This window comes from Shinella sp. CPCC 101442 (assembly GCF_024704725.1).
GTDB lineage: Bacteria > Pseudomonadota > Alphaproteobacteria > Rhizobiales > Rhizobiaceae > Shinella.
This window is the reverse complement of sequence record NZ_JALIQS010000003.1, coordinates 58,516-79,658: the sequence shown is the minus strand read 5'-3', so window position 1 is coordinate 79,658 and position 21,143 is coordinate 58,516. Positions and strand designations below refer to the sequence as shown.

Annotated in this window: 21 protein-coding genes and 1 riboswitch; of the genes, 16 read left to right on the top strand and 5 right to left on the bottom strand. The window is 62.5% G+C overall.

The window, feature by feature from the left end; translation table 11 throughout:
• Positions 1-33: 33 nt before the first annotated feature.
• Positions 34-711 (bottom strand): alpha/beta hydrolase, encoded by a 678-nt coding sequence (locus tag MUO32_RS11030; RefSeq protein WP_069058938.1) that lies wholly within the window; start codon positions 709-711, stop codon positions 34-36.
• Positions 712-923: 212 nt separating this feature from the next.
• Between MUO32_RS11030 and MUO32_RS11025 the strand changes: the two genes are divergently transcribed.
• The 10 genes from MUO32_RS11025 to MUO32_RS10980 all read left to right on the top strand — a co-directional run bounded on the left by MUO32_RS11025 (position 924) and on the right by MUO32_RS10980 (position 10,673).
• Positions 924-2,093: a cysteine desulfurase family protein gene (locus MUO32_RS11025; RefSeq protein WP_257948334.1), complete on the top strand. Its 1,170-nt coding sequence runs from the start codon at positions 924-926 to the stop codon at positions 2,091-2,093.
• 138 nt (positions 2,094-2,231) lie between these two features.
• Positions 2,232-3,701, top strand: a complete 1,470-nt coding sequence (sufB, locus tag MUO32_RS11020) for a Fe-S cluster assembly protein SufB (RefSeq protein WP_257948333.1) — start codon at positions 2,232-2,234, stop codon at positions 3,699-3,701.
• A gap of 113 nt (positions 3,702-3,814) precedes the next feature.
• Positions 3,815-3,976, top strand: a complete 162-nt coding sequence (locus tag MUO32_RS11015; protein ID WP_257948332.1) for a hypothetical protein — start codon at positions 3,815-3,817, stop codon at positions 3,974-3,976.
• 49 nt (positions 3,977-4,025) lie between these two features.
• The gene (gene sufC, locus MUO32_RS11010) at positions 4,026-4,781 is read left to right on the top strand and encodes a Fe-S cluster assembly ATPase SufC (protein ID WP_257948331.1); all 756 of its coding nucleotides are present in this window, start codon (positions 4,026-4,028) and stop codon (positions 4,779-4,781) included.
• 22 nt (positions 4,782-4,803) lie between these two features.
• A complete protein-coding gene (gene sufD / locus MUO32_RS11005) occupies positions 4,804-6,078 on the top strand; it encodes a Fe-S cluster assembly protein SufD (protein WP_257948330.1) in 1,275 nt (424 codons plus the stop codon).
• Positions 6,079-6,145: 67 nt separating this feature from the next.
• The gene (locus MUO32_RS11000) at positions 6,146-7,384 is read left to right on the top strand and encodes a cysteine desulfurase (protein ID WP_257948329.1); all 1,239 of its coding nucleotides are present in this window, start codon (positions 6,146-6,148) and stop codon (positions 7,382-7,384) included.
• A 12-nt stretch (positions 7,385-7,396) separates the two neighbouring features.
• On the top strand, positions 7,397-7,777 hold the full coding sequence (locus MUO32_RS10995) for an SUF system Fe-S cluster assembly protein (RefSeq protein ID WP_257948328.1): 381 nt from the start codon (positions 7,397-7,399) through the stop codon (positions 7,775-7,777).
• Between the two features lie 135 nt (positions 7,778-7,912).
• Positions 7,913-8,302, top strand: coding sequence for a Fe-S cluster assembly scaffold SufA (gene sufA, locus MUO32_RS10990; protein WP_257948327.1), 390 nt, complete (start codon positions 7,913-7,915; stop codon positions 8,300-8,302).
• Positions 8,303-8,419: 117 nt separating this feature from the next.
• Positions 8,420-10,282 carry an ATP-binding protein gene (locus tag MUO32_RS10985; RefSeq protein WP_257948326.1) on the top strand — a complete coding sequence of 621 codons (1,863 nt, stop codon included), beginning with the start codon at positions 8,420-8,422 and terminating at the stop codon, positions 10,280-10,282.
• A complete protein-coding gene (locus MUO32_RS10980; protein WP_257948325.1) occupies positions 10,266-10,673 on the top strand; it encodes a response regulator in 408 nt (135 codons plus the stop codon). Before MUO32_RS10985 ends, MUO32_RS10980 begins: the two co-directional genes overlap by 17 nt.
• A 71-nt stretch (positions 10,674-10,744) precedes the next feature.
• Here MUO32_RS10980 and gcvP read toward each other — a convergent pair whose 3' ends face one another.
• From gcvP to MUO32_RS10960, 4 genes are all read right to left on the bottom strand, one after another.
• Positions 10,745-13,606, bottom strand: coding sequence for an aminomethyl-transferring glycine dehydrogenase (gene gcvP, locus MUO32_RS10975; RefSeq protein ID WP_257948324.1), 2,862 nt, complete (start codon positions 13,604-13,606; stop codon positions 10,745-10,747).
• On the bottom strand, positions 13,606-13,968 hold the full coding sequence (gene gcvH, locus MUO32_RS10970; protein WP_257948322.1) for a glycine cleavage system protein GcvH: 363 nt from the start codon (positions 13,966-13,968) through the stop codon (positions 13,606-13,608). Before gcvH ends, gcvP begins: the two co-directional genes overlap by 1 nt.
• 43 nt (positions 13,969-14,011) lie before the next feature.
• Entirely contained in the window at positions 14,012-15,151 is a 1,140-nt protein-coding gene (gcvT, locus tag MUO32_RS10965) for a glycine cleavage system aminomethyltransferase GcvT (protein ID WP_257948321.1), read from the bottom strand.
• A gap of 154 nt (positions 15,152-15,305) precedes the next feature.
• A riboswitch (glycine riboswitch) is annotated at positions 15,306-15,407 on the bottom strand.
• Between the two features lie 143 nt (positions 15,408-15,550).
• Positions 15,551-15,838, bottom strand: coding sequence for a hypothetical protein (locus MUO32_RS10960; protein ID WP_257948320.1), 288 nt, complete (start codon positions 15,836-15,838; stop codon positions 15,551-15,553).
• Positions 15,839-16,051: 213 nt separating this feature from the next.
• Here MUO32_RS10960 and MUO32_RS10955 point away from each other — a divergent pair, with 213 nt between their 5' ends.
• The 6 genes from MUO32_RS10955 (at position 16,052) to MUO32_RS10930 (ending at position 21,141) form a co-directional block, all read left to right on the top strand.
• Complete coding sequence (locus MUO32_RS10955) at positions 16,052-16,288, top strand: Lrp/AsnC ligand binding domain-containing protein (protein ID WP_257948319.1); 237 nt, start codon at positions 16,052-16,054, stop codon at positions 16,286-16,288.
• A gap of 56 nt (positions 16,289-16,344) precedes the next feature.
• Entirely contained in the window at positions 16,345-17,337 is a 993-nt protein-coding gene (locus tag MUO32_RS10950; protein WP_257948318.1) for an RluA family pseudouridine synthase, read from the top strand.
• Positions 17,337-17,996, top strand: a complete 660-nt coding sequence (locus MUO32_RS10945; RefSeq protein ID WP_257948317.1) for an HAD-IA family hydrolase — start codon at positions 17,337-17,339, stop codon at positions 17,994-17,996. Before MUO32_RS10950 ends, MUO32_RS10945 begins: the two co-directional genes overlap by 1 nt.
• Positions 17,996-18,781, top strand: a complete 786-nt coding sequence (locus tag MUO32_RS10940; protein ID WP_257948316.1) for an ATP12 family chaperone protein — start codon at positions 17,996-17,998, stop codon at positions 18,779-18,781. The genes MUO32_RS10945 and MUO32_RS10940 overlap by 1 nt, the downstream gene beginning before the upstream one ends.
• Positions 18,782-18,855: 74 nt before the next feature.
• Positions 18,856-19,509: a hypothetical protein gene (locus tag MUO32_RS10935; protein WP_257948315.1), complete on the top strand. Its 654-nt coding sequence runs from the start codon at positions 18,856-18,858 to the stop codon at positions 19,507-19,509.
• A 99-nt stretch (positions 19,510-19,608) separates the two neighbouring features.
• Positions 19,609-21,141 carry an acyl-CoA carboxylase subunit beta gene (locus tag MUO32_RS10930; RefSeq protein WP_257948314.1) on the top strand — a complete coding sequence of 511 codons (1,533 nt, stop codon included), beginning with the start codon at positions 19,609-19,611 and terminating at the stop codon, positions 21,139-21,141.
• Positions 21,142-21,143: the final 2 nt, after the last annotated feature.

Here is a 21,143-nt window from a genome sequence, read left to right as displayed (position 1 = left end):
TCGGGCTTTGGCATTTTCGGGCTCGTCGGCCGGTCAGCGGATGCGCTTGGCGGCCGGTTCCGGCGTCAGTTCACCGGCGAGGCGACGGTCGAGATAGTCCTCGCATTCCGCCATCAGCGTTTCGGTCTGGCCGTTGAAGAAGTGGTTGGCGCCCGGCACCACGCGGTGGGTGATCAGGATGCCCTTCTGCGTCTTCAGCTTTTCCACGAGGCCATTGACGTCCTTCTCCGGTGCCACCTTGTCGGCATCGCCGTTGATGATCAGGCCGGACGACGGGCAGGGAGCGAGGAAGGAGAAGTCGTAGATGTTCGGCTGCGGCGCAATCGACATGAAACCTTCGATTTCCGGGCGGCGCATCAGCAACTGCATGCCGATCCAGGCGCCGAAGGAATAACCGGCAACCCAGCAGCTCTTCGAATCGGGATGCAGGCTCTGCACCCAGTCCAGCGCAGATGCCGCATCGGACAGCTCGCCGGCACCGTGGTCGAATTCGCCCTGGCTGCGGCCGATGCTGCGGAAGTTGAAGCGCAGCGTCGTGAAACCGCGCTTCTGGAACATGTAGAAGAGCTGGTAGACGATCTGGTTGTTCATCGTGCCGCCGAACTGCGGGTGCGGATGCAGCACGATGGCGATGGGGGCGTTCTTCTGCTTGGACGGCTGGTAACGGCCTTCGAGGCGACCGGCGGGTCCGTTGAAGATGATTTCGGGCATTCTTACTCCGGCAAGTTCGCGTTCCAGACCGGATTCTTGTCAACTGAAGTCTTGACGAAAGCAGTCAGCTTTTCTAGAACCTAGTTTAGAACAATTCGAAACTGTATAGGCGCATCGGGCGCCGTGAGCTTGGTGTCATAAGGCAAGCCAGACGGCAATTTCAAGAAAAATGCACGTCGCATGGAACTTGGCTACGCGGGCACGGAAAACGGATGACGAAGATCGAGCGCACATATCTGGACTGGAACGCCACGGCACCCCTGCTGCCGGCGGCGCGCGAGGCCTGTGTCGCGGCGCTCGACATGGTCGGCAATCCATCCTCGGTTCATGGTGAAGGCCGGGCGCTGCGCATGCTGGTGGAAGCCGCGCGCCGCGACGTGGCCGCGCTCGTCAATACGGCGCCTGCTCATGTGATCTTCACCAGCGGCGCGACGGAGGCCGCAAACCTCGTTCTGACGCCTCACTACCGCATGGGCCGTACGCCGCTTTCGATCGGCCATCTCTATGTGTCCGAGATCGAGCACCCGGCGATCCGTGAGGGCGGGCGGTTTTCCCGCGAGGATGTCACGACCATCCCGGTCACCCGTGCCGGCATCGTCGATCTCGACGCATTGGACGCGCGCCTTCAGGCCCACGACAAGGCCAGGGGCCTGCCGATGGCCGCCGTCATGCTCGCCAACAACGAGACGGGTATCGTGCAGCCGGTCAGGGCCGCGGCGGAAATCGTGCGTCGTCACGGCGGCCTGCTGGTCGTCGATGCCGTTCAGGCGGTTGGCCGCATGTCGGTGGATATAGAGGCGCTCGACGCGGACTTCCTGATCGTCTCCTCGCACAAGCTCGGCGGCCCGAAGGGCGTCGGCGCGCTCGTCTCGCGTGGCGAGGTGCTGATGCCGGTGTCGTTGATCCGCGGTGGCGGACAGGAAAAAGGGCACCGATCCGGCACGGAAAACCCGGCGGCACTCGCCGGCTTTGCCGCCGCCGCCCGCGCTGCCGTGGCCGATCTTGCTGAACGCAATGCCCGGATCGCCACCCTGCGGGACGCGCTGGAAGCGGGGATGCGGACAACGACGAACGACATCATCATCCACGGCGCGGATGGAGAGCGGGTCGCCAACACCTCCTTCTTCAGCCTGCCGGGCCTGAAATCGGAAACCGGGCAGATCGCCTTCGATCTCGAGGGCATCGCGCTGTCGGCAGGCTCGGCCTGCTCGTCCGGCAAGGTCGGGCAGAGCCATGTGCTGACAGCGATGGGCTTCGATGCGGCGCTTGGCGGGCTTCGCGTCTCGCTCGGTCCGGGCTCGACCACGGCCGATGTGGAACGCTTCCTGGCGGCCTTTTCGCGCGTCGTCTCCAGGCGGCGCATGACGGGAAATGCGGCCTGAGCGGAATCTTGCGGAAACTCAAGTTTTCGCTTGCCAAAAGGTGGGAAACCAGCCCTTTGGCCCTTACATAACCGGTGGAACACCCGCCACACGTTGACAAACTGCCGGACCTTGGATCCGGCGAGATTGGAGAACGATATGCCTGCGGTGCAGGAAACGATCGATCAGGTCCGTCAGATTGACGTCGACCAGTACAAATACGGTTTCGAGACGAACATCGAAATGGAGAAGGCCCCGAAGGGCCTGTCCGAAGAGATCATCCGCTTCATTTCGGCCAAGAAAGACGAGCCGGAATGGATGCTCGAATGGCGCCTTGACGCCTATCAGCGCTGGCTGACGCTTGAGGAACCCACCTGGGCGCGCGTCGAGTACCCGAAGATCGACTTCAACGATCTCTACTACTATGCCGCTCCGAAGAACCAGAGCGGCCCGTTGTCGATCGACGAGGTCGATCCCGAACTTCTGAAAATGTACGAGAAGCTTGGCATTCCGCTGCGCGAGCAGGAAATCCTGGCCGGCGTGCAGACCTCGAAGATCGCCGTCGATGCGGTGTTCGACTCGGTCTCCGTCGTCACGACCTTCAAGGCAGAGCTGATGAAGGCCGGCGTGATCTTCATGTCGATCTCGGAAGCGATCCGCGAATATCCCGATCTCGTGAAGAAGTATCTCGGCACCGTCGTTCCGACGACCGACAACTTTTATGCGACGCTGAACTCCGCCGTCTTCACGGATGGCTCGTTCGTCTTCGTGCCGAAGGGCGTTCGCTGCCCGATGGAACTGTCGACCTACTTCCGTATCAACGAGAAGAACACCGGCCAGTTCGAGCGCACGCTGATCATCGCGGAAGAGGGCGCTTACGTGTCCTATCTCGAAGGCTGCACGGCGCCGCAGCGCGATGAAAACCAGCTGCATGCTGCCGTCGTCGAGCTGGTTGCGCTCGATGATGCCGAGATCAAGTATTCCACCGTCCAGAACTGGTATCCGGGCGACAAGGATGGCAAGGGCGGCATCTACAACTTCGTCACCAAGCGCGGCGATTGCCGGGGCAAGAACTCCAAGATTTCGTGGACGCAGGTCGAGACCGGCTCCGCGATCACCTGGAAGTACCCGTCCTGCATCCTGCGCGGCGATGGTTCGCGCGGCGAGTTCTACTCGATCGCCGTCTCGAACGGCCATCAGCAGATCGACAGTGGCACCAAGATGATCCATCTCGGCAAGAACACGTCGAGCCGCATCGTCTCGAAGGGCATTTCCGCCGGCTTCTCCAACAACACCTATCGCGGCCAGGTTTCGGCCCACCGTAAGGCGGAGAACGCCCGCAACTTCACGCAGTGCGACTCGCTCCTGATCGGCGACAAGTGCGGCGCGCACACCGTGCCGTACATCGAGGCGAAGAACGCCACCGCGCAGTTCGAGCACGAAGCGACCACCTCCAAGATCTCCGAGGACCAGCTGTTCTATTGCCTGCAGCGCGGCATCCCGACCGAAGCGGCGATCGCGCTGATCGTCAACGGCTTCGTCAAGGAAGTCATCCAGGAACTGCCGATGGAATTCGCCGTCGAGGCGCAGAAGCTGATCGGCATCTCGCTGGAAGGCTCGGTCGGTTGATCGAATAAGAATACCCCGGCGGTTTTCCGCCGGGTGGCCGGACAAGCCGTTCGATGAAGTTTTCGCGTGATCCGTTATAGTAGACGGGTACGCTTCTCATCGGGAGAGACGACATGGATCCGGTCAATCTGACATATTATGCCGTGATTTGCGGTGGACTTGCAGCGTATGCGCCCCATGTTCGGAATTTGGCGATACGCACGGTAGTGGGGCTTGGTCTCGGCGGTTTTGCCGCCACGATGCTCCCGGTGGTTCACTTCTTCCTCGGCTTCTGAAACCAAGACGGGAGCGCTGGATGTGCTCCGAACGCAGGACCGAGAAACCATGCTTGAAATCAAGAATCTGCACGCTCGCATCGCCGAAGACGGCACCGAGATCATCCGCGGCCTGAACCTCACGGTGAAGGCCGGCGAAGTCGCCGCCATCATGGGCCCGAACGGTTCCGGCAAGTCGACGCTCTCCTACATCCTCGCCGGTCGCGAAGACTATGAAGTCACCGAAGGCGAGATCCTCTACAACGGCGAGAGCATTCTGGAACTCGATCCGGCCGAGCGCGCCTCCAAGGGCATCTTCCTGGCGTTCCAGTACCCGGTCGAAATCCCGGGCGTCGCCACGATGCAGTTCCTCAAGGTCGCGATGAACGAGCAGCGCAAGGCGCGCGGCGAAGCGGAACTGACGACGCCGGACTTCATGCGCCGCGTCAAGGAAGCCGCTGCCGAGCTGAAGATCGCGCCGGAAATGCTGCGCCGTCCGCTGAACGTCGGTTTCTCCGGCGGTGAGAAGAAGCGTGCGGAAATCCTGCAGATGTCGCTGCTCGAGCCAAAACTCTGCGTTCTCGACGAAACGGACTCCGGCCTCGATATCGATGCTCTGAAGATCGTCGCCGATGGCGTCAATGCGCTGCGTTCGCCGGATCGCGCTGTCATCGTCATCACGCACTACCAGCGCCTGCTCGACTACATCGTGCCAGATACGGTCCACGTTCTCTACAAGGGCCAGGTCATCAAGTCCGGCGACAAGACGCTGGCGCATGAGCTGGAAGCAAATGGCTATGCCGACATCATCGATGCCGCTGCCTGAGGCATCGTGAAGGAGTAATCTCATGAACATGCAGACAGGCATGAAGCTCTCGGTCGCCGAGACCGCGCTCTGCGAAGCCTACGACCACGCGATCGGCGAATTGCCGGGCGATGGTGCCGTAATCGCGGCCCGCGACATTCTGATCAGCGACTTCAAGGACGCTGGTCTTCCGACGCGCCGCGTCGAGGCCTGGCACTATACGGACCTCAAGGCGCTGCTGCGCGCCGTGCCTGCGTTCGATCCGGCGGCGTCTGCCGCCAAGGTCGCGCCGCTGGTCGAAGGCTCGACGGTGCTTTCGGTTGTCAACGGCGTTGCGGATACCCGCGGTTCGGTGGATGGCGTGACGCTGCGCACCTTCGCGGAAGCGCTTGCTGACGGCACCGCCGCAGAAGGCCTCACCGCCCGCGACAGCGACGACACGATCGGCCGCATCAACGGTGCCTTCGTGCGCGACGGTTTCGTGCTGGATTTCCCTGATGGCACCGAGCTTGCAGCGCCGCTGGAAATCCAGACGACGCAGAATGCCGGCCAGACGCACACGCGTTTCCCGGCAACCTTCGGCGCAAACGTCAAGGCGACCGTGATCGAGCGCCATGTGGCGACCGGCGATAACGCCGCCTTCGTGACGACGGTCAGCGACATTTCGCTGGCGGACGGCGCGGAAATCACCTGGATCATCTTCCAGGGGCAGGGCGGTGCGGACACGCATCTCGGCCAGATCCGCATCACGCTCGGCACGGATGCAAAACTCCGCCTCTACGTGATCAATGCCGGCGGCAAGCTCGTGCGGCAGGAGATTCATGTCGTTGTTTCCGGCGAAGGGTCCGATCTCCAGCTGCGCGGCATCAACCTGCTCGGCGGCGAGACGCACAATGACGTGACCTTCACGGTCGGCCACAACGTGCCGCACACGACATCGACGGAAGTCCTCCGCAACGTGATCTTCGATCGCGCTCGCGGCGTCTTCCAGGGCCAGATCCGCGTTGCTCCGGATGCGCAGAAGACCGACGCGAAGATGTCGTGCAACACGCTGCTCCTGTCGGACGAGGCGGATTTCTCCGCCAAGCCGGAGCTGGAAATCTTCGCCGACGACGTGCAATGCGGCCACGGTGCGACCGTGATCGACATCGACCACGTCCAGCTCTTCTACCTGATGGCCCGCGGCATCCCGGAAAACAAGGCGCGCGCCATGCTGGTCAACGCCTTCGTCGCCGAGATCGTCGAGGAGCTGGAAGACGAGCCGCTGGTCGAGGCGCTGGAAGGCGTCATCGCCGCCTGGCTCGAAAAGCACGCGTAACAGGAGCAATCCCCGCAAAAGTGTGCAGCGGTTTTGCGTCCGGGATTGCGTAAACAAGGAAGTCGAGATGGAACACGCACCCGCAAAGGCCTATGACGTCGAGGCGATCCGCAAGGATTTCCCGATCCTGTCGAAGACGGTCTATGGCAAGCCGCTGGTCTATCTCGACAATGGCGCCTCGGCGCAGAAGCCGCAGTCGGTGATCGACGCGATTTCACATGCCTATTCCAACGAATATGCAAACGTGCATCGCGGCCTGCACTTCCTGTCGAATGCTGCCACGGATGCCTATGAGGCGGCGCGCGAAAAGGTGCGCCGCTTCCTGAATGCTTCTTCGGTCGATGAGATCATCTTCACCAAGTCCTCGACCGAGGCGATCAACACCGTTGCCTACGGTTACGGCATGCCTGTTATCGGCGAGGGTGACGAGATCGTGCTGTCGATCATGGAGCACCACTCCAACATCGTGCCGTGGCATTTCATCCGCGAGCGGCAGGGCGCCAAGCTGGTCTGGGCGCCGGTGGACGAGACGGGCGCGTTCCACATCGAGGAGTTTGAAAAGTGCCTGACGGAGCGCACCAAGCTCATTGCGATCACGCATATGTCGAATGCGCTGGGCACCATCGTTCCGGTCAAGGAAATCTGCCGCATCGCCCGCGAGCGCGGCATTCCTGTGCTGGTCGATGGCTCGCAGGGCGCCGTGCACATGCCGGTCGACGTGCGCGACATCGATTGCGACTGGTACGTGATGACCGGCCACAAACTTTACGGCCCGTCGGGCATCGGCGTGCTCTATGGCAAGATGGATCGCCTCAAGGAGATGCGGCCCTTCCAGGGCGGCGGCGAGATGATCGTCGACGTCACCGAGGACATCGTCACCTACAATGAGCCGCCGCACCGCTTCGAGGCCGGCACGCCGCCAATCGTGCAGGCGATCGGCCTTGGCCATGCGCTCGATTATATGGAAAAGATCGGCCGCGCGGCGATTTCGACCCATGAAGCGGATTTGCGCGACTATGCCCATGAGCGGCTGTCGGCGATCAATTCGCTCAAAATCTTCGGCACGGCGCCGGGCAAGGGCTCGATCTTCTCCTTCGAGCTGGAAGGCATCCATGCCCATGACGTCTCGATGGTCATCGACCGGGCAGGGGTCGCGGTGCGCGCCGGCACCCATTGTGCGCAGCCGCTCTTGAAACGCTTCGGCGTTACCTCCACATGCCGTGCATCGTTCGGCCTGTACAATACGCGCGCCGAGGTGGATGCTCTCGCCGACGCGCTTGATCATGCCCGCAAGTTTTTTGCCTGAGGAGGTGGACCCATGTCCCTCGACGCAACGGAAAAGAAGATCGACGTCCGCGACGGTATCGTTCACTCGGCGATCCCGGCCGATGAACTGGCGCGTCTCAGCGACGACGTCATTTCTGCGCTGAAGACGGTCTACGACCCGGAAATCCCGTCCGACATTTTTGAACTCGGGCTGATCTACAAGATCGACATCGAAGACGACCGCATGGTCAAGATCGACATGACGCTGACCGCGCCCGGCTGCCCGGTGGCCGGCGAAATGCCGGGCTGGGTGGAAAACGCGGTTGGCGCTGTGGAAGGTGTGTCCGGCGTCGAGGTCAGGATGACCTTCGATCCGCCGTGGACGCCGGACCGCATGTCGGAAGAAGCGCAGGTTGCTGTTGGTTGGTACTAGCGTGATCCCGAAAAGTTGCAGGCTTTTCGGACAAGATCATGCGGCAGACAGTATTGATCGCTTAACCGTGCGGCACTAGATTCGGATTCGGAAACCGTCAGGCCTTGAACCTGGCCGGTGAAGGAGAAATGGCCCATGGCCTTTGCAGTTATGAAGCTCACCGATGCGGCGGCAGACCGCGTCAAGGCGATCGTCGACAATGCTGGCGCTCACGCCAAGGGCATTCGCGTCGGTATCAAGAAGGGCGGTTGCGCGGGCATGGAATATTCCATCGACCTCGTGACCGAACCGAACGCCAAGGACGACCTGATCGAGCGGAACAGCGCCCGTGTGTGGGTCGCACCGGAAGCCGTGCTCTATCTTCTCGGCACCGAGATGGATTTCGAGGTAACGACGCTGCGCTCCGGCTTCACCTTCCACAACCCGAACCAGACGTCCGCCTGCGGTTGCGGCGAATCGGTCGAACTGAAGCCCGCCGACCTTGCGGCCCTTGCCGCTGCCGGCCAGCCGACGGTCCGCGCCTGAAGTCGGCGGCAAGGGCACTGCAAATCCTTGCACCTTTCCTTCGCTGACACTTTTGCCTAGTCTTCCCCTACCGGCTTTTTGATGCCGGTGGTGTCGCAACGGGGAGGGCGCGCGACAATGGGTTTTGCCGCCGCACTTTACCAAAATCTGCCGTTTCCCGTGCTCATCGTCGATGCCGCAGCGCATGTCGTGTCGCACAACGATGCCGCCGCGCGCACCTTTGGCTGGAACAAAGACCGCCAGAGCCCTTCCGATTCGCCTGTCATCGACGGAGCCGACACCGCCGGATTGCTTGCACGCCACGCTGCGGCGGGCCGCGAAAATGCTTACCCCTTCGCCTTCCGCCACGACAACGGGTCCTATTTCGAGGCGACCGCCCACGTCATTCCCGTTCCGGACGAAACGGGAGGCGTAAACTATGCGCTCCTCCTGCGCAGCCTGCTCAGCGGTGGCAGCCACGGCGAGCAGATATTGCTTGGCCAACGCATCGCCTCCGCACTCGACACGATGAACGAGGGTTTTGCGATCTTCGACCAGGAAGAGCGCCTTGTCATGTTCAACCGCTCCTACAAGGAGCGTTGCGGCGTGGCGCGTGAGGCCGTGCGTGTCGGTGCGACGCTGGAGAGCATTGCGCGCGCGGGCATCCGCGCCGGCATGTTTCCCGGCATTGTCGAAGGTACGCCTGAAGCCGAGGCGACGGTGCGCGAGCGTCTCGAAAGCCATCGCAACACCGATAGCGGCGGCAGCGTCTTCGAATTCGGCAAGGACCGCTGGATCCGTGGCGAGAGCCATGTGGCCGAAACCGGCGACATCGTCGCGCTTCGTGTCGATATATCGGAGTTGAAGCGCGCCGAGGCGGCGCTGGAGGAGAAGCGCCGCGACTATCTTTCGCTGTTGCAGATCCTGCCGGACATGATCCTGCGCTTCGACAGAAACCTCACCATCCGCTTCGCCAATGACAAATATGCCGCCCATGTCGGATCGACGACGGATGAGCTGCTCGGCCGTTACCTGCCGGATGTCGCCTGCGCACCCGAGCAGACGGCCGATCTGATCAACATCGCAAATTATACGCGGGACGTGCCCGTGCGGTCGCTCGAGGTCTGCACCGAGGAACCGGATGGGCAGGAGGACTGGATGTTCTGGACGGCCGTGGCGACCTTCGATGAAGACGGTGTCAGCGAGATCGTCAGCGTCGGCCGTGATATCACCGAGGCCAAGCGCCAGCAGCAGCAGGTGGAGACCCAGACGAACGAGCTGCGGCGCAAGAACGAGGCGCTTGACCAGTTCACCGCCACGGTCTCGCATGACCTGAAGGCCCCTCTGCGCCACCTCTCGATGTTCGCCGAGATGATTTCGGAGGATCTGCACCGCGGTGAACATGCAGAATTGCCGCACTACGCCGACCATGTGCGCAAGAGTGCAGCGCGCATGCGGCGCATCATCGACAGTCTCTTGGAATTCTCCCAGATCACCTACCGCATCGGGGCGCCGAAACCCGTCTCGTTGTCCGACGTCGTGCGCGATGCGCTGGTCCTGCTTGAAACCCATGTGCAGGAGGTCGGCGGCTCGGTGGAGGTCGCCGCGCTGCCGGAAATCATGGGGGATCAGGAGCTCCTGAAGCGCCTTGCGCAGAACCTCATCGGCAATGCCCTGAAGTATCGAAGGCCCGGCGAATCCCCCACGGTGCGTGTCTATTGCCGTGAAAACGGCGAGGGGATCGACTTCGTCGTGGAGGATGACGGCATTGGTATCGACCCGCAGCATGTCGGGCGGATTTTCGAAGTCTTTCAGCGGCTTCACCGGGATGAAACGGTCTATCAGGGCACCGGTATCGGCCTCGCGCTGGCGCGGCGGATCGTCGAAAGCCACAACGGCGTGATCGTGCTTGACACGACCTATGGTCAGGGCGCACGATTCATTGTGACGTTTCCGCAACCCGTAAAATCAAGGGGGAGCGATCGTGGTAGGCTTGGCTAGGAAGCTGATTGTCGTCGATGACGATCCGGTGGATGTGCGCTTCGTGATGCGCGCCTTCAGTGATGCCGGCAGCACCATTGAAATCACCCATGTTGCCGATGCGGATATGGCAAGCGATCGTCTCGCGACGGAAGCCTTCGATTATATCCTGCTCGACATCAACATGCCCGGCACCAACGGCATGGAGCTTCTCAAGCGTTTGCGCGGCGATGCCCGTACGGCGGTGACGCCGGTCATCATGCTGTCGTCCTCTTCGAATACGGCTGATGTCAACCGCGCCTATGAGAACGGCGCCAACGCTTATGCCGTGAAACCATCGACGCTGAGCGGCTACCGAGATTTCGCCGAGGGCTTTACCCGCTTCTGGGTGGACGTCGCCGTTTCGCCCTGACCAGTCCCTGCCCGAAAATGAAAAGCCCCGGCCGATAGGATTGGCCGGGGCAAATGTTTTGCGTGCCGTTTTTACTCGGCAGCGTCTGCGTAGTCCTCGAGCGGAGGGCAGGAGCAGACGAGGTTGCGGTCACCATAGACATTGTCCACGCGGTTGACCGGCGACCAGTACTTGTCGACGCGGAAGGCGCCCGGCGGGTAGCAGGCCTGTTCGCGTGTGTAGGGGCGATCCCATTCGCCGACGAGGTCTTCCACCGTGTGCGGGGCGTTCTTGAGCGGGTTGTTCTCCCGGTCCATCCGGCCTTCCTCGATGGCGCGGGCTTCCTCGCGGATCGCCAGCATCGCGTCGCAGAAACGGTCGATTTCCGCCTTGGTCTCCGATTCGGTCGGTTCGATCATCAGCGTGCCGGCGACTGGCCAGCTCATGGTCGGGGCGTGGAAGCCACTGTCGATCAGGCGCTTGGCGACGTCGTCGACGGTGACGCCGGCGCTATCGACCAGCGGGCGCGTGTCGATGATGCATTCATGTGCCACGCGGCCCTTGGCGGACTTGTAGAGCACGTCATAGGCTCCCTTGAGGCGGGCGGCGATGTAGTTGGCGTTGAGGATCGCCACCTTTGTCGCCTGCGTCAGGCCCGCACCGCCCATCATCAGGCAATAGCTCCAGGAGATCGGCAGGATGGAGGCCGAACCGAAAGGAGCGGCCGAGACCGCGCCGGCCTCGCCGGTCGTCGGATTTGCCGGCAGGAAGGGCGCCAGATGGGCCTTGACGCCGATCGGCCCCATGCCGGGACCGCCGCCGCCATGCGGGATGCAGAAGGTCTTGTGCAGGTTGAGGTGACTGACGTCGCTGCCGATATCGCCGGGGCGGGCAAGGCCCACCATGGCGTTCATGTTGGCGCCGTCGATATAGACCTGGCCGCCGTGCTTGTGCACGATCTCGCAGATCTCGCGCACGTTCTCCTCGAAGACGCCGTGCGTGGAGGGATAGGTGATCATGCAGCAGGACAGGTTGTCCGCATGGCTCTCGGCCTTCGCGCGAAAATCCTCCATGTCGATGTCGCCATTGTCCGACACCTTCACGACGACGACCTTCATGCCAACCATCTGGGCCGACGCGGGGTTCGTGCCATGCGCGGAGGTCGGGATCAGGCAGACGTCGCGATGCGTGTCGCCGTTGGCGATATGATAGGCGCGGATGGTCAGAAGGCCGGCATATTCACCCTGCGCACCGGAGTTCGGCTGCATGGAAAGAGCGTCGTAGCCGGTGATGTCGCAGAGTTTTTCTGACAAGTCCTCGATGAGGTAGCGATAGCCTTGCGCCTGGTCGGCAGGAACGAAGGGATGGATTTCCGCAAATTCCGGCCAGGTGATCGGCAGCATTTCCGCCGTCGCATTGAGCTTCATCGTGCAGGAGCCGAGCGGGATCATCGAGCGGTCGAGCGCCAGGTCACGGTCGGATAGGCGGCGGATGTAGCGCGTCATCTCGCTTTCCGCGCGGTTCATGTGGAAGATCGGATGCGTCAGGTATTCGCTGGTGCGCAGCAGGTCTTCCGGCAGCCGGTAACCCGGCTCGAATTCCGCCACCTCGAAATCGCCGCCGAAGGCGCGCCAGACGGCTTCCAGCGTGACGGGGCGCGAGCGCTCGTCGAGACTGATGCCGATGCGGTCCTCGCCGATCTTGCGCAGGTTCACTTCTTCCGCGACGGCCGTCTTCAGGATGATGCCCTGAAGCTTGCCGACATGGACGGTGATCGTGTCGAAGAACACTTCCGGCTCGACGGTGTAACCGAGCTTTTCAAGGCCCATGGCGAGGCGCACGGTCTTCTGGTGCACGCTCTGCGAAATGGCCTTCAGTCCCTGAGGACCGTGGAAGACGGCATACATCGAGGCCATGACGGCGAGCAGGACCTGCGCGGTGCAGATGTTCGACGTCGCCTTTTCGCGGCGGATGTGCTGTTCGCGCGTCTGCAGCGACAGGCGATAGGCACGGTTGCCGCGCGCATCGATGGAGACGCCGACGAGGCGGCCGGGCATGGAGCGCTTGTAGGCGTCCTTGACGGCCATATAGGCAGCATGCGGGCCGCCGTAACCGACCGGCACGCCGAAACGCTGGGTGCAGCCGATGGCGATATCCGCATTCATGTCGCCGGGCGACTTGAGCAGCGCCAGCGCCAGCGGGTCGGCGGCGATGACGGCGATGGCGCCGGTCTGGTGCAGACGGGCGATCAGGCCCGTGAAATCGCGCACATGGCCGTAGGTGCCGGGATACTGGAAGATCGCGCCGAAGACGTCGACCGGGTCGAGATCGGTGAAGGGATCGCCAACGACGATGCTCCAGCCGAGCGGTTCGGACCGGGTCTTCAGCAGCGCGATGGTCTGCGGATGGCAGTTCTCGTCGACGAAGAAGGCGGTCGCCTTGGACTTTGCGACGCGCTGCGCCATGGCCATCGCTTCGGCCGCTGCCGTTGCTTCATCGAGCAGCGAGGCGTTGGCGACGTCTAGGCCCGTGAGGTCGCAGACCATGGTCTGGTAGTTCAGCAGCGCTTCGAGACGGCCCTGGCTTATTTCCGGCTGATAGGGCGTATAGGCCGTGTACCAAGCCGGGTTTTCCAGGATGTTGCGCTGGATGACCGGCGGCGTGATCGTGCCGTAATAGCCCTGGCCGATCAGCGAGACGAGCTTCCTGTTGCGGTTGGCGGTCTCGCGCAACTTGTCGAGCGCTTCGCGCTCGGTCATCGGCGCGCCCCATTCGAGCGGCTTTTCCTGACGGATCGATTTCGGCACGGTGTCGTCGATCAGCGCGTCGAGGCTCGGATAGCCGATCACCTTGAGCATCGCCTCCATCTCCTTCGGCGAGGGGCCGATATGGCGACGGTTGGCGAAGTCGTAGGGCTGGTAATCGGTAAAGGCAAAGTCCTTGGGAAGAGACATCAGCCGACAAGCTCCTTGTAGGCGGCTTCATCCATCAGGCCATCGGCATCGGAAACATTGGCAAGCTTCAGCTTGAAGAACCAGCCGGCGCCCTGCGGATCGCTGTTGACGAGGGAGGGATCGGCAGTGATCGCCTCGTTGACTCCGACGATTTCACCATCGAGCGGACAATAGACGTCGGAAGCAGCCTTCACGCTCTCGACGGTGGCCGCGTCGCCGCCCTTTTCGAAGGTCGCACCGACCTCGGGCAGTTCGACAAAGACGAGATCGCCAAGCTGTTCGGCCGCATGAACCGTGATGCCGACGGTCGCAACGCCGCCTTCGATCTTCAGCCACTCGTGTTCTTCGGTGAATTTCAGCATGTTTGTTCCTCTCTCGGAATGATTTTGGTTCGGCGTGCTGGTGTCAGCGCTTGAAGGTGTTCGTGACGAAGGGCATGGCGGCGACGGTCACGGGCAGGAATTTGCCGCGCACGCCGGCATAGAGCTGGGTGCCGGGAGCGATGGCCGACTTGATCACGTAGCCCATGGCGACGGGGCCATCGACATTGGGGCCGAAACCGCCCGACGTGACCGTGCCGACGACATCCTCGCCCTCGGGGTCGGTGGCGAGCACCGCACCGGATCGCACGGGCGCGCGGCCCTCGGCCCGGAGGCCGATGCGGCGGCGGGCCGCGCCGTTTTCAAGCTGGTCGAGGATGACGGAAGCGCCCGGAAAACCGCCTTCGCGTTCGCCGCCCTTGCGGCGCACCTTCTGGATCGCCCATTCGAGCGCGCCTTCCACCGGCGTCGTGCCGGTGTCGATATCGTTGCCGTAGAGGCAGAGACCAGCCTCGAGGCGCAGCGAATCGCGGGCGCCAAGACCGATCGGCAGCACGTCCGGATGGTCGAGCAGGCGGCGACAGACGGTTTCGGCGAGGGCCGCCGGGATGGAGATCTCGAACCCATCCTCGCCGGTATAGCCGGAGCGCGAGACGATGCAGTCGGCGTCGTGCAGGTCGCAGGCGCGCACATCCATGAAGCGCATGGAGGAGATGTCGGCCCAGAGTTCGGCCAGCACCGATTCCGCATGCGGCCCCTGAAGGGCGACCAGCGCGCGGTCGTCGTGCAGCGTCAGCTCGCAGACGTCGCCGATCTTCGCCTGCATATGGGCGAAATCCTGATCCTTGCAGGCGGCGTTGACGACGACGTAGAAATGGTCGCCGCGATTGGCGATCATCAGGTCGTCGAGAATGCCGCCTTCATCATTGGTGAACAGCGCATAGCGCTGGCGGCCTTCGCCGAGACCGACGACATCGACCGGCACCAGCGTTTCCAGCGCGCGGGCAGCATCGGCATTGTCGCCGGAGCGGGCGCGTACGGTGACCTGGCCCATATGCGAGACGTCGAACAGGCCGGCGGCCGTGCGGGTGTGCAGGTGTTCCTTCATCACGCCGGCCGTGTATTGCACCGGCATCTCGTAGCCGGCGAACGGCACCATGCGACCGCCGAGCGATACGTTCAGCGCGTGAAGCGGTGTTTTCTTGAGTTCAGACGATCCGTCCAAAAGGCGCCCTCCAGTCCCTGGGCGCCCGTTTTCAGGGCGCCGGCTCACAATCAGGCGCAGCTGCGCCGTTCTCCTGAGCCCCCTCTGTCCCTTCGCCTGAGATTGTTATCCCTTCGGCGAGCGTTTCAAAAACGCTTCTCTCCAGAGTTCTGACGGCACCTTGCTGGTCCTTTTGCCTGAGAGTTTCCGGGGCGGTTGCTCCTTCGGCACCGGCGCTACCTGTCTAAAGGTGGCCGACTTCTCCCAGCGAGGTTGGCCCCAGATAACGGCCTTGCCCGTGTTTTGGCAAGAGGCGGCGTCGCTCTCGAACATATTTTTGTCGTTCAGGCAGAAGGGCAAAGAAAAGGCCCCGGACGGGGCCTTAGCTGGTTGGAGGACGCTGCTGTTGTTGGGGGAGGATCAGGCGGGTTCTTCGAGGAGAGGCGCGCCGTTCTCGTCATAGAGGCGCTGCGCCTCCGCGACGGTCACCTGCGGCGTCATGCCGGGCGCCGTGATGAGGGCAAGTGCGAGCGCGGGCGGCTGTATGACGTTGAGCACCGCGATCACACGGGCATCGCCACGGGTCTTCGCGTCCTCGCTCCAGCTATGGATGCGCTCCTCGAAAAGCGTGTTCGCGCGCGTCTGCATCTTCATGCCCTGCGAGGCATAAGCGGCTGTGGTGGGCGAAACCGTCACGATCTGTGTCATGGCATTCAACATTGCTGGTTCGGGTCTGTGCAATTTATCATTTGCGCCTTTCGCGTGTGTGAAACGTGGAGGTTGCATTTTCATCGACTTTTAACGATCTGTGCGAATTTCGGCCGGCCTTGCCTTTGCCGTGAAAATTCCGTCATAAGAGAGTGGAAATGCCGGCGGAATCGCGCGGCTGAAAAAGAGGCCGCCAGTGGTGCGGGAGGACCGATGAAGCCGATTTTCGTGCAATTGCAATGCGCTCCGGGCAAGACCTATGAGGTCGCGGATGCGCTTTACGCTACGGAACTCATCTCGGAGCTCTACTCCACCAGCGGCGAATACGATCTGCTCCTCAAGGTCTATGTCGACAGCGAGGAGGACATCGGCAAGTTCATCAACGACCACGTTGCCGCCATCCCCGGTATCGTCCGCTCATTGACCACGCTGACTTTCCGCGCGTTCTAAGCTGTTCCCCTTCGCCCGTTCTTGCGTTAAAGCACGCGCAACGAAAGAAGGCTGACATGGCAGGCATTGAACACAGGCAGGTGGAGAACGACGAAGCGGGCATGCGCCTGGATCGATGGTTCAAGACCCATTATCCGGGCCTCGGCTTCGGCCCGCTCCAGAAATTGCTGCGCTCCGGACAGGTGCGTGTCGATGGCGGCCGCGTCAAGAGCGACACTCGCGTGCAGCCGGGACAGATGATCCGCGTCCCTCCGATGGAGGTCGACGCCAAGGCTGCGAAGGCCGGGCCGATCGCCGGTCGCGATCTAAAGCATTCCTCGGATCACGAACTGCTCTCCCGTATGCTGCTGCACGAGGACGACAAGGTCATCGTGCTGAACAAGCCCCCCGGCATCGCCGTGCAGGGCGGATCGGGCATCAACCGGCATATCGACCAGATGCTCGAAGCCTGGACAAGCCCGAAGGGCGAGAAGCCGCGCCTTGTACACCGGCTCGACCGCGATACATCAGGCGTGCTCGTCATCGCCCGCACGCGTGGTGCGGCGCAGAAGCTGACCGCCGCCTTCCGCGAGCGCGATACCAAGAAGACCTACTGGTCGCTGGTCATGGGCGTGCCGAAGAAGCGCGAGGACAAGATTTCGACCTGGCTCGTCAAGGAGCAGACGCCGGACGGCGACCGCATGCGCATTGCCAAACATGGCGAGGACGGCGCCGATCACGCGGTATCCTTCTATCGCATCATCGAGCAGGCCGCCCAGAATTTCGCCTGGTTGGAGATGGAACCCTATACCGGCCGCACGCACCAGCTTCGCGTGCACGCCGCCCATATCGGCCATCCGATTATCGGCGATCCGAAATATTTCGAGGCCGAGTTCAACTGGGCCTTCCCGGGCGGCGTCCAGAACAAGCTGCATCTCCACGCGCGCCGCATCGACGTCCCGCACCCCTCCGGGGGGCGGTTGCGCGTGACCGCGCCGATGCCTGCGCATATGGTGCAGACCTGGAATCTCTTCGGCTTCGACATGACCGCCGGGGACGAGGAAGACTGATGCGGCTTGCGCTTTTCGATTGCGACGGCACGCTGGTCGACAGCGCGCGGCTGATCCACGAGGTCATGGCCCGTACCTTCGTCGATTTCGGCCACGCCCGGCCCGATATCTCCGAAACCAAGGCGATCATCGGCCTGACGCTCGACATCGCCATTGCCCGCATGCAGGGCAAGCCGCATGTCGACGACGAGGCGCTGGCGATGACGGCGCATTACAAGGCGACCTATACCGGCGTTCGCGCCGAGCCTGGCTTCCAGGAGCCGCTGTTTCCCGGCATCGCCGATATGATGGCGACGCTGGAACGCCAGGACGACCTGCTGATCGGCGCCGTTACGGGAAAGTCCCGTCGCGGTCTCGATCTCATCCGCGCGGCGCATGGTTTCGACAAGACCTTCTTCGTCTCGCGCACGGCGGATGATTGCCCGTCCAAGCCGCACCCCGCCATGGTGACGGAATGCTGCAGCGAAGCCGGCATCGATGCGGCCCGCACGGTTGTCATCGGCGACGCGATTTACGATATGCAGATGGCGAAGGCGGCCGGGGCGAAGGCCATCGGCGTTTCCTGGGGCTATGCCAGCGTGCCCGAACTGGTCGAGGCCGGCGCGGATCATATCCTGCGCACGCCCGCCGACCTTGTCGAATGGTTGGAGACTTTTTGATGCGTGACATCCTGAGCGACCTTTCCGATGCGATGAGCGATCCCGATCCGGTGCGTCGCGCGCAGATTCAGATGAAGCGGCCGCTGCCGAAGCGGTTCTACAAGGACGTTTCCACGGACAAGGCGGAAGAGGGGTTCCGTATCCTTCTCGATGGCCGTCCGGTGCGCACGCCCCGCAAGAATGTGCTCGCGGTGCCCACGCAGCCGATCGCCGACCGCCTCAGGGCGGAGTGGGACGGGCAGGCGGAAGAGATCGATCCCGCGAAAATGCCGGTGACGCGTCTGGTCAACACGGCCATCGACGGCGTGGCGGAAAATCTCGATGCCGTTTTCGAAGAGATCGTGCGTTTTGCCGGCACGGACATGCTCTGCTACCGCGCGGATTCTCCCGATGGCCTCGTCGAACGCCAGCGCGAAGGCTGGGATCCGGTCATCCGCTGGGCTGCGGAGGCCAAAGGTGTTCGCTTCATTCTTGTCGAAGGCGTGATGCATCAGGAACAGCCGGCTCCTGCCATCGCGGCTTTCGCCGCAGCGCTGTCGGCCTGGCGCGATCCGCTGGCGCTCGCCTGCGTCCACACGGTCACGACGCTGACCGGATCGGCGCTGCTGGGCCTGGCCTTCGCCGAAGGTATCATCGATGCGGACAGGGTCTGGTTGCTCGCTCACATCGACGAGGACTGGCAGATCGAGCACTGGGGCACCGACGAAGAAGCCTTCCATCGCCGCGAAATGCGTCGCGAGGAACTGGACGTTGCCGTTTCGGTGTTTCTCGAAATGCCGCGCTGACCAGAGTTTCTTAAGATTCCCGCCGCATTTTGGCGCATCGTTTCAACAGCCATAGCCGACCCGCACAGAGTATCATGCAGTTTCTTCTCCGCGCCGCTCTTTCCGCCATCCTCGTCTTTTCCGCGCCATATGCCGCCAGCGCCGAGGGTTTTCCCGTCCGCGATATCCGCAAGGTCGTCGTCAGCGGCGACGGGAACGTGCCGCCTGCGGTTCTTAAGCGCACCGATGCCTACCTGAAACGCGCCGCCAAGGCGACGCGTCGGGCCGTGACGATCGACCGGGCGTCGATGGATGTGCGCGTGACCGGCGTCAAGCAAGCGGCGAATGGTGCAAGTTCGGCAAATGTCACGGTCACGCTTTCCGACCTCAAGGGAGGCGCTGCATCAAGCAACACGCTGACCGTCAACAGTTTCATGCCGTCCAGCAAGGGACGCGAGGCGGCGCTGGGCGACGCCATCGCCAAGCGCGTGGCCATTGCCTACCGCCTGTCGCCGGTCGCTGCCGGTAAGCTCAATGAAGGCAAGCGCCCCTCCAAGGGCCGCAAATATGCCGGCGGAAAGCGCAAACCGGCCGAGCAGCGCAGTGTGCAGTCCCGCCCGCGCAAGGATGACCGTCCGCTGGTCGTTCCGACGGATGCGGCGCTGACGGTGCGTTCGCGCGCGCTGGGCGAAGGGTCCACGAAAAAGGTCGCTCCCTGCGTCGTCACGCAGAAGATCAGCTGCGACTGATCTTCCCCGCCGTCTAAGACCATCGACCTAGGCACTGCCCCTTCAAGCCCCCGTTTCCCCATGCTAAGCCGTTGTCACAACGGGAGGAACCGAGGGATTATGAAAGAAATTCTCCACGAGCTTGAAGTCCGGCGCGAGCGCGCCCGCATGGGCGGCGGCCAGGCGCGCATCGATGCGCAGCACAAGCGCGGCAAGCTGACGGCGCGCGAACGCATCGACATCTTTCTGGACGAGGGCTCGTTCGAGGAATTCGACATGTTCGTCGAGCACCGCTCGACGGATTTCGGCATGGAGAAGTCGAAGATCGCCGGCGACGGCGTCGTCACCGGCTGGGGCACCGTCAACGGCCGTACCGTCTTCGTCTTCGCCAAGGATTTCACCGTTTTCGGCGGATCGCTGTCCGAAACCCATGCCCAGAAGATCATGAAGGTCCAGGACATGGCGCTGAAGAACCGCGCGCCGATCATCGGTCTTTACGACGCAGGCGGCGCGCGCATCCAGGAGGGCGTGGCGGCACTCGGCGGCTATGCCGAAGTCTTCCAGCGCAACGTGCTGGCCTCCGGCGTCATCCCGCAGATTTCCGTGATCATGGGGCCCTGCGCCGGCGGCGACGTCTATTCGCCAGCCATGACCGACTTCATCTTCATGGTGCGCGACACGTCCTACATGTTCGTGACCGGCCCCGATGTCGTGAAGACCGTCACCAACGAGACGGTGACGTCGGAAGAACTCGGCGGTGCTTCGGTTCACACCACGAAATCGTCGATCGCCGATGGCGCTTACGACAATGACGTCGATGCGCTGTTGCAGGTGCGCCGCCTCGTCGATTTCCTACCGCAGTCGAACACGTCGCCCGTGCCGGAAATCGAATGTTTCCAGTCCGTGGAAGAGACGGACGGTTCGCTCGACACGCTGGTCCCGGCCAATGCCAACAAGCCCTATGACATCAAGGAATTGATCCTCAAGACCGTCGACGAGGGCGATTTCTTCGAGATCCAGGAGAGTTTTGCCAAAAACATCGTCTGCGGCTTCGGCCGCATCGAGGGCTCGACGGTCGGCTTCGTCGCCAACCAGCCGATGGTTCTGGCAGGCGTGCTTGATTCGGACGCCAGCCGCAAGGCGGCGCGCTTCGTGCGCTTCTGCGATTGCTTCAGCATCCCCGTCGTCACCTTCGTCGACGTGCCGGGATTCCTGCCGGGCACCGCGCAGGAATATGGCGGCCTCATCAAGCACGGCGCAAAGCTGCTTTTCGCCTTCGCCGAGGCGACCGTGCCGAAGGTGACGCTGATCACCCGAAAAGCCTATGGCGGCGCCTATGATGTGATGGCGTCAAAGCACCTGCGCGGCGATTTCAACTATGCCTGGCCAACGGCGCAGATCGCGGTCATGGGGGCCAAGGGGGCGGTGGAGATCATCTTCCGCAAGGATATCGCCGATCCCGAAAAAATCGCTGCGCATACGAAGATGTACGAGGATCGTTTTCTCTCACCCTTCGTGGCCGCCGAGCGGGGCTATATCGATGAGGTGATCATGCCGCATTCCACGCGCAAGCGCATTGCGCGGGCGCTGCGGCTGCTGCGCAACAAGGATTTGGAAAACCCCTGGAAGAAACATGATAACATTCCCCTCTGAGT

Coding starts and splice junctions, on each gene's coding strand:
- gcvH (WP_257948322.1), bottom strand. CDS start 13,968: ATGCTGAAATTCACCGAAGAACACGAGTGGCTGAAGATCGAAGGCGGC.
- MUO32_RS11000 (WP_257948329.1), top strand. CDS start 6,146: ATGGAACACGCACCCGCAAAGGCCTATGACGTCGAGGCGATCCGCAAG.
- MUO32_RS10935 (WP_257948315.1), top strand. CDS start 18,856: ATGCAGTTTCTTCTCCGCGCCGCTCTTTCCGCCATCCTCGTCTTTTCC.
- MUO32_RS11025 (WP_257948334.1), top strand. CDS start 924: ATGACGAAGATCGAGCGCACATATCTGGACTGGAACGCCACGGCACCC.
- MUO32_RS10930 (WP_257948314.1), top strand. CDS start 19,609: ATGAAAGAAATTCTCCACGAGCTTGAAGTCCGGCGCGAGCGCGCCCGC.
- MUO32_RS11030 (WP_069058938.1), bottom strand. CDS start 711: ATGCCCGAAATCATCTTCAACGGACCCGCCGGTCGCCTCGAAGGCCGT.
- sufA (WP_257948327.1), top strand. CDS start 7,913: ATGGCCTTTGCAGTTATGAAGCTCACCGATGCGGCGGCAGACCGCGTC.
- MUO32_RS10985 (WP_257948326.1), top strand. CDS start 8,420: ATGGGTTTTGCCGCCGCACTTTACCAAAATCTGCCGTTTCCCGTGCTC.
- MUO32_RS10945 (WP_257948317.1), top strand. CDS start 17,337: ATGCGGCTTGCGCTTTTCGATTGCGACGGCACGCTGGTCGACAGCGCG.
- MUO32_RS11015 (WP_257948332.1), top strand. CDS start 3,815: ATGGATCCGGTCAATCTGACATATTATGCCGTGATTTGCGGTGGACTT.
- MUO32_RS10940 (WP_257948316.1), top strand. CDS start 17,996: ATGCGTGACATCCTGAGCGACCTTTCCGATGCGATGAGCGATCCCGAT.
- MUO32_RS10955 (WP_257948319.1), top strand. CDS start 16,052: ATGAAGCCGATTTTCGTGCAATTGCAATGCGCTCCGGGCAAGACCTAT.
- MUO32_RS10950 (WP_257948318.1), top strand. CDS start 16,345: ATGGCAGGCATTGAACACAGGCAGGTGGAGAACGACGAAGCGGGCATG.
- MUO32_RS10995 (WP_257948328.1), top strand. CDS start 7,397: ATGTCCCTCGACGCAACGGAAAAGAAGATCGACGTCCGCGACGGTATC.
- sufC (WP_257948331.1), top strand. CDS start 4,026: ATGCTTGAAATCAAGAATCTGCACGCTCGCATCGCCGAAGACGGCACC.
- MUO32_RS10960 (WP_257948320.1), bottom strand. CDS start 15,838: ATGACACAGATCGTGACGGTTTCGCCCACCACAGCCGCTTATGCCTCG.
- gcvP (WP_257948324.1), bottom strand. CDS start 13,606: ATGTCTCTTCCCAAGGACTTTGCCTTTACCGATTACCAGCCCTACGAC.
- sufB (WP_257948333.1), top strand. CDS start 2,232: ATGCCTGCGGTGCAGGAAACGATCGATCAGGTCCGTCAGATTGACGTC.
- sufD (WP_257948330.1), top strand. CDS start 4,804: ATGAACATGCAGACAGGCATGAAGCTCTCGGTCGCCGAGACCGCGCTC.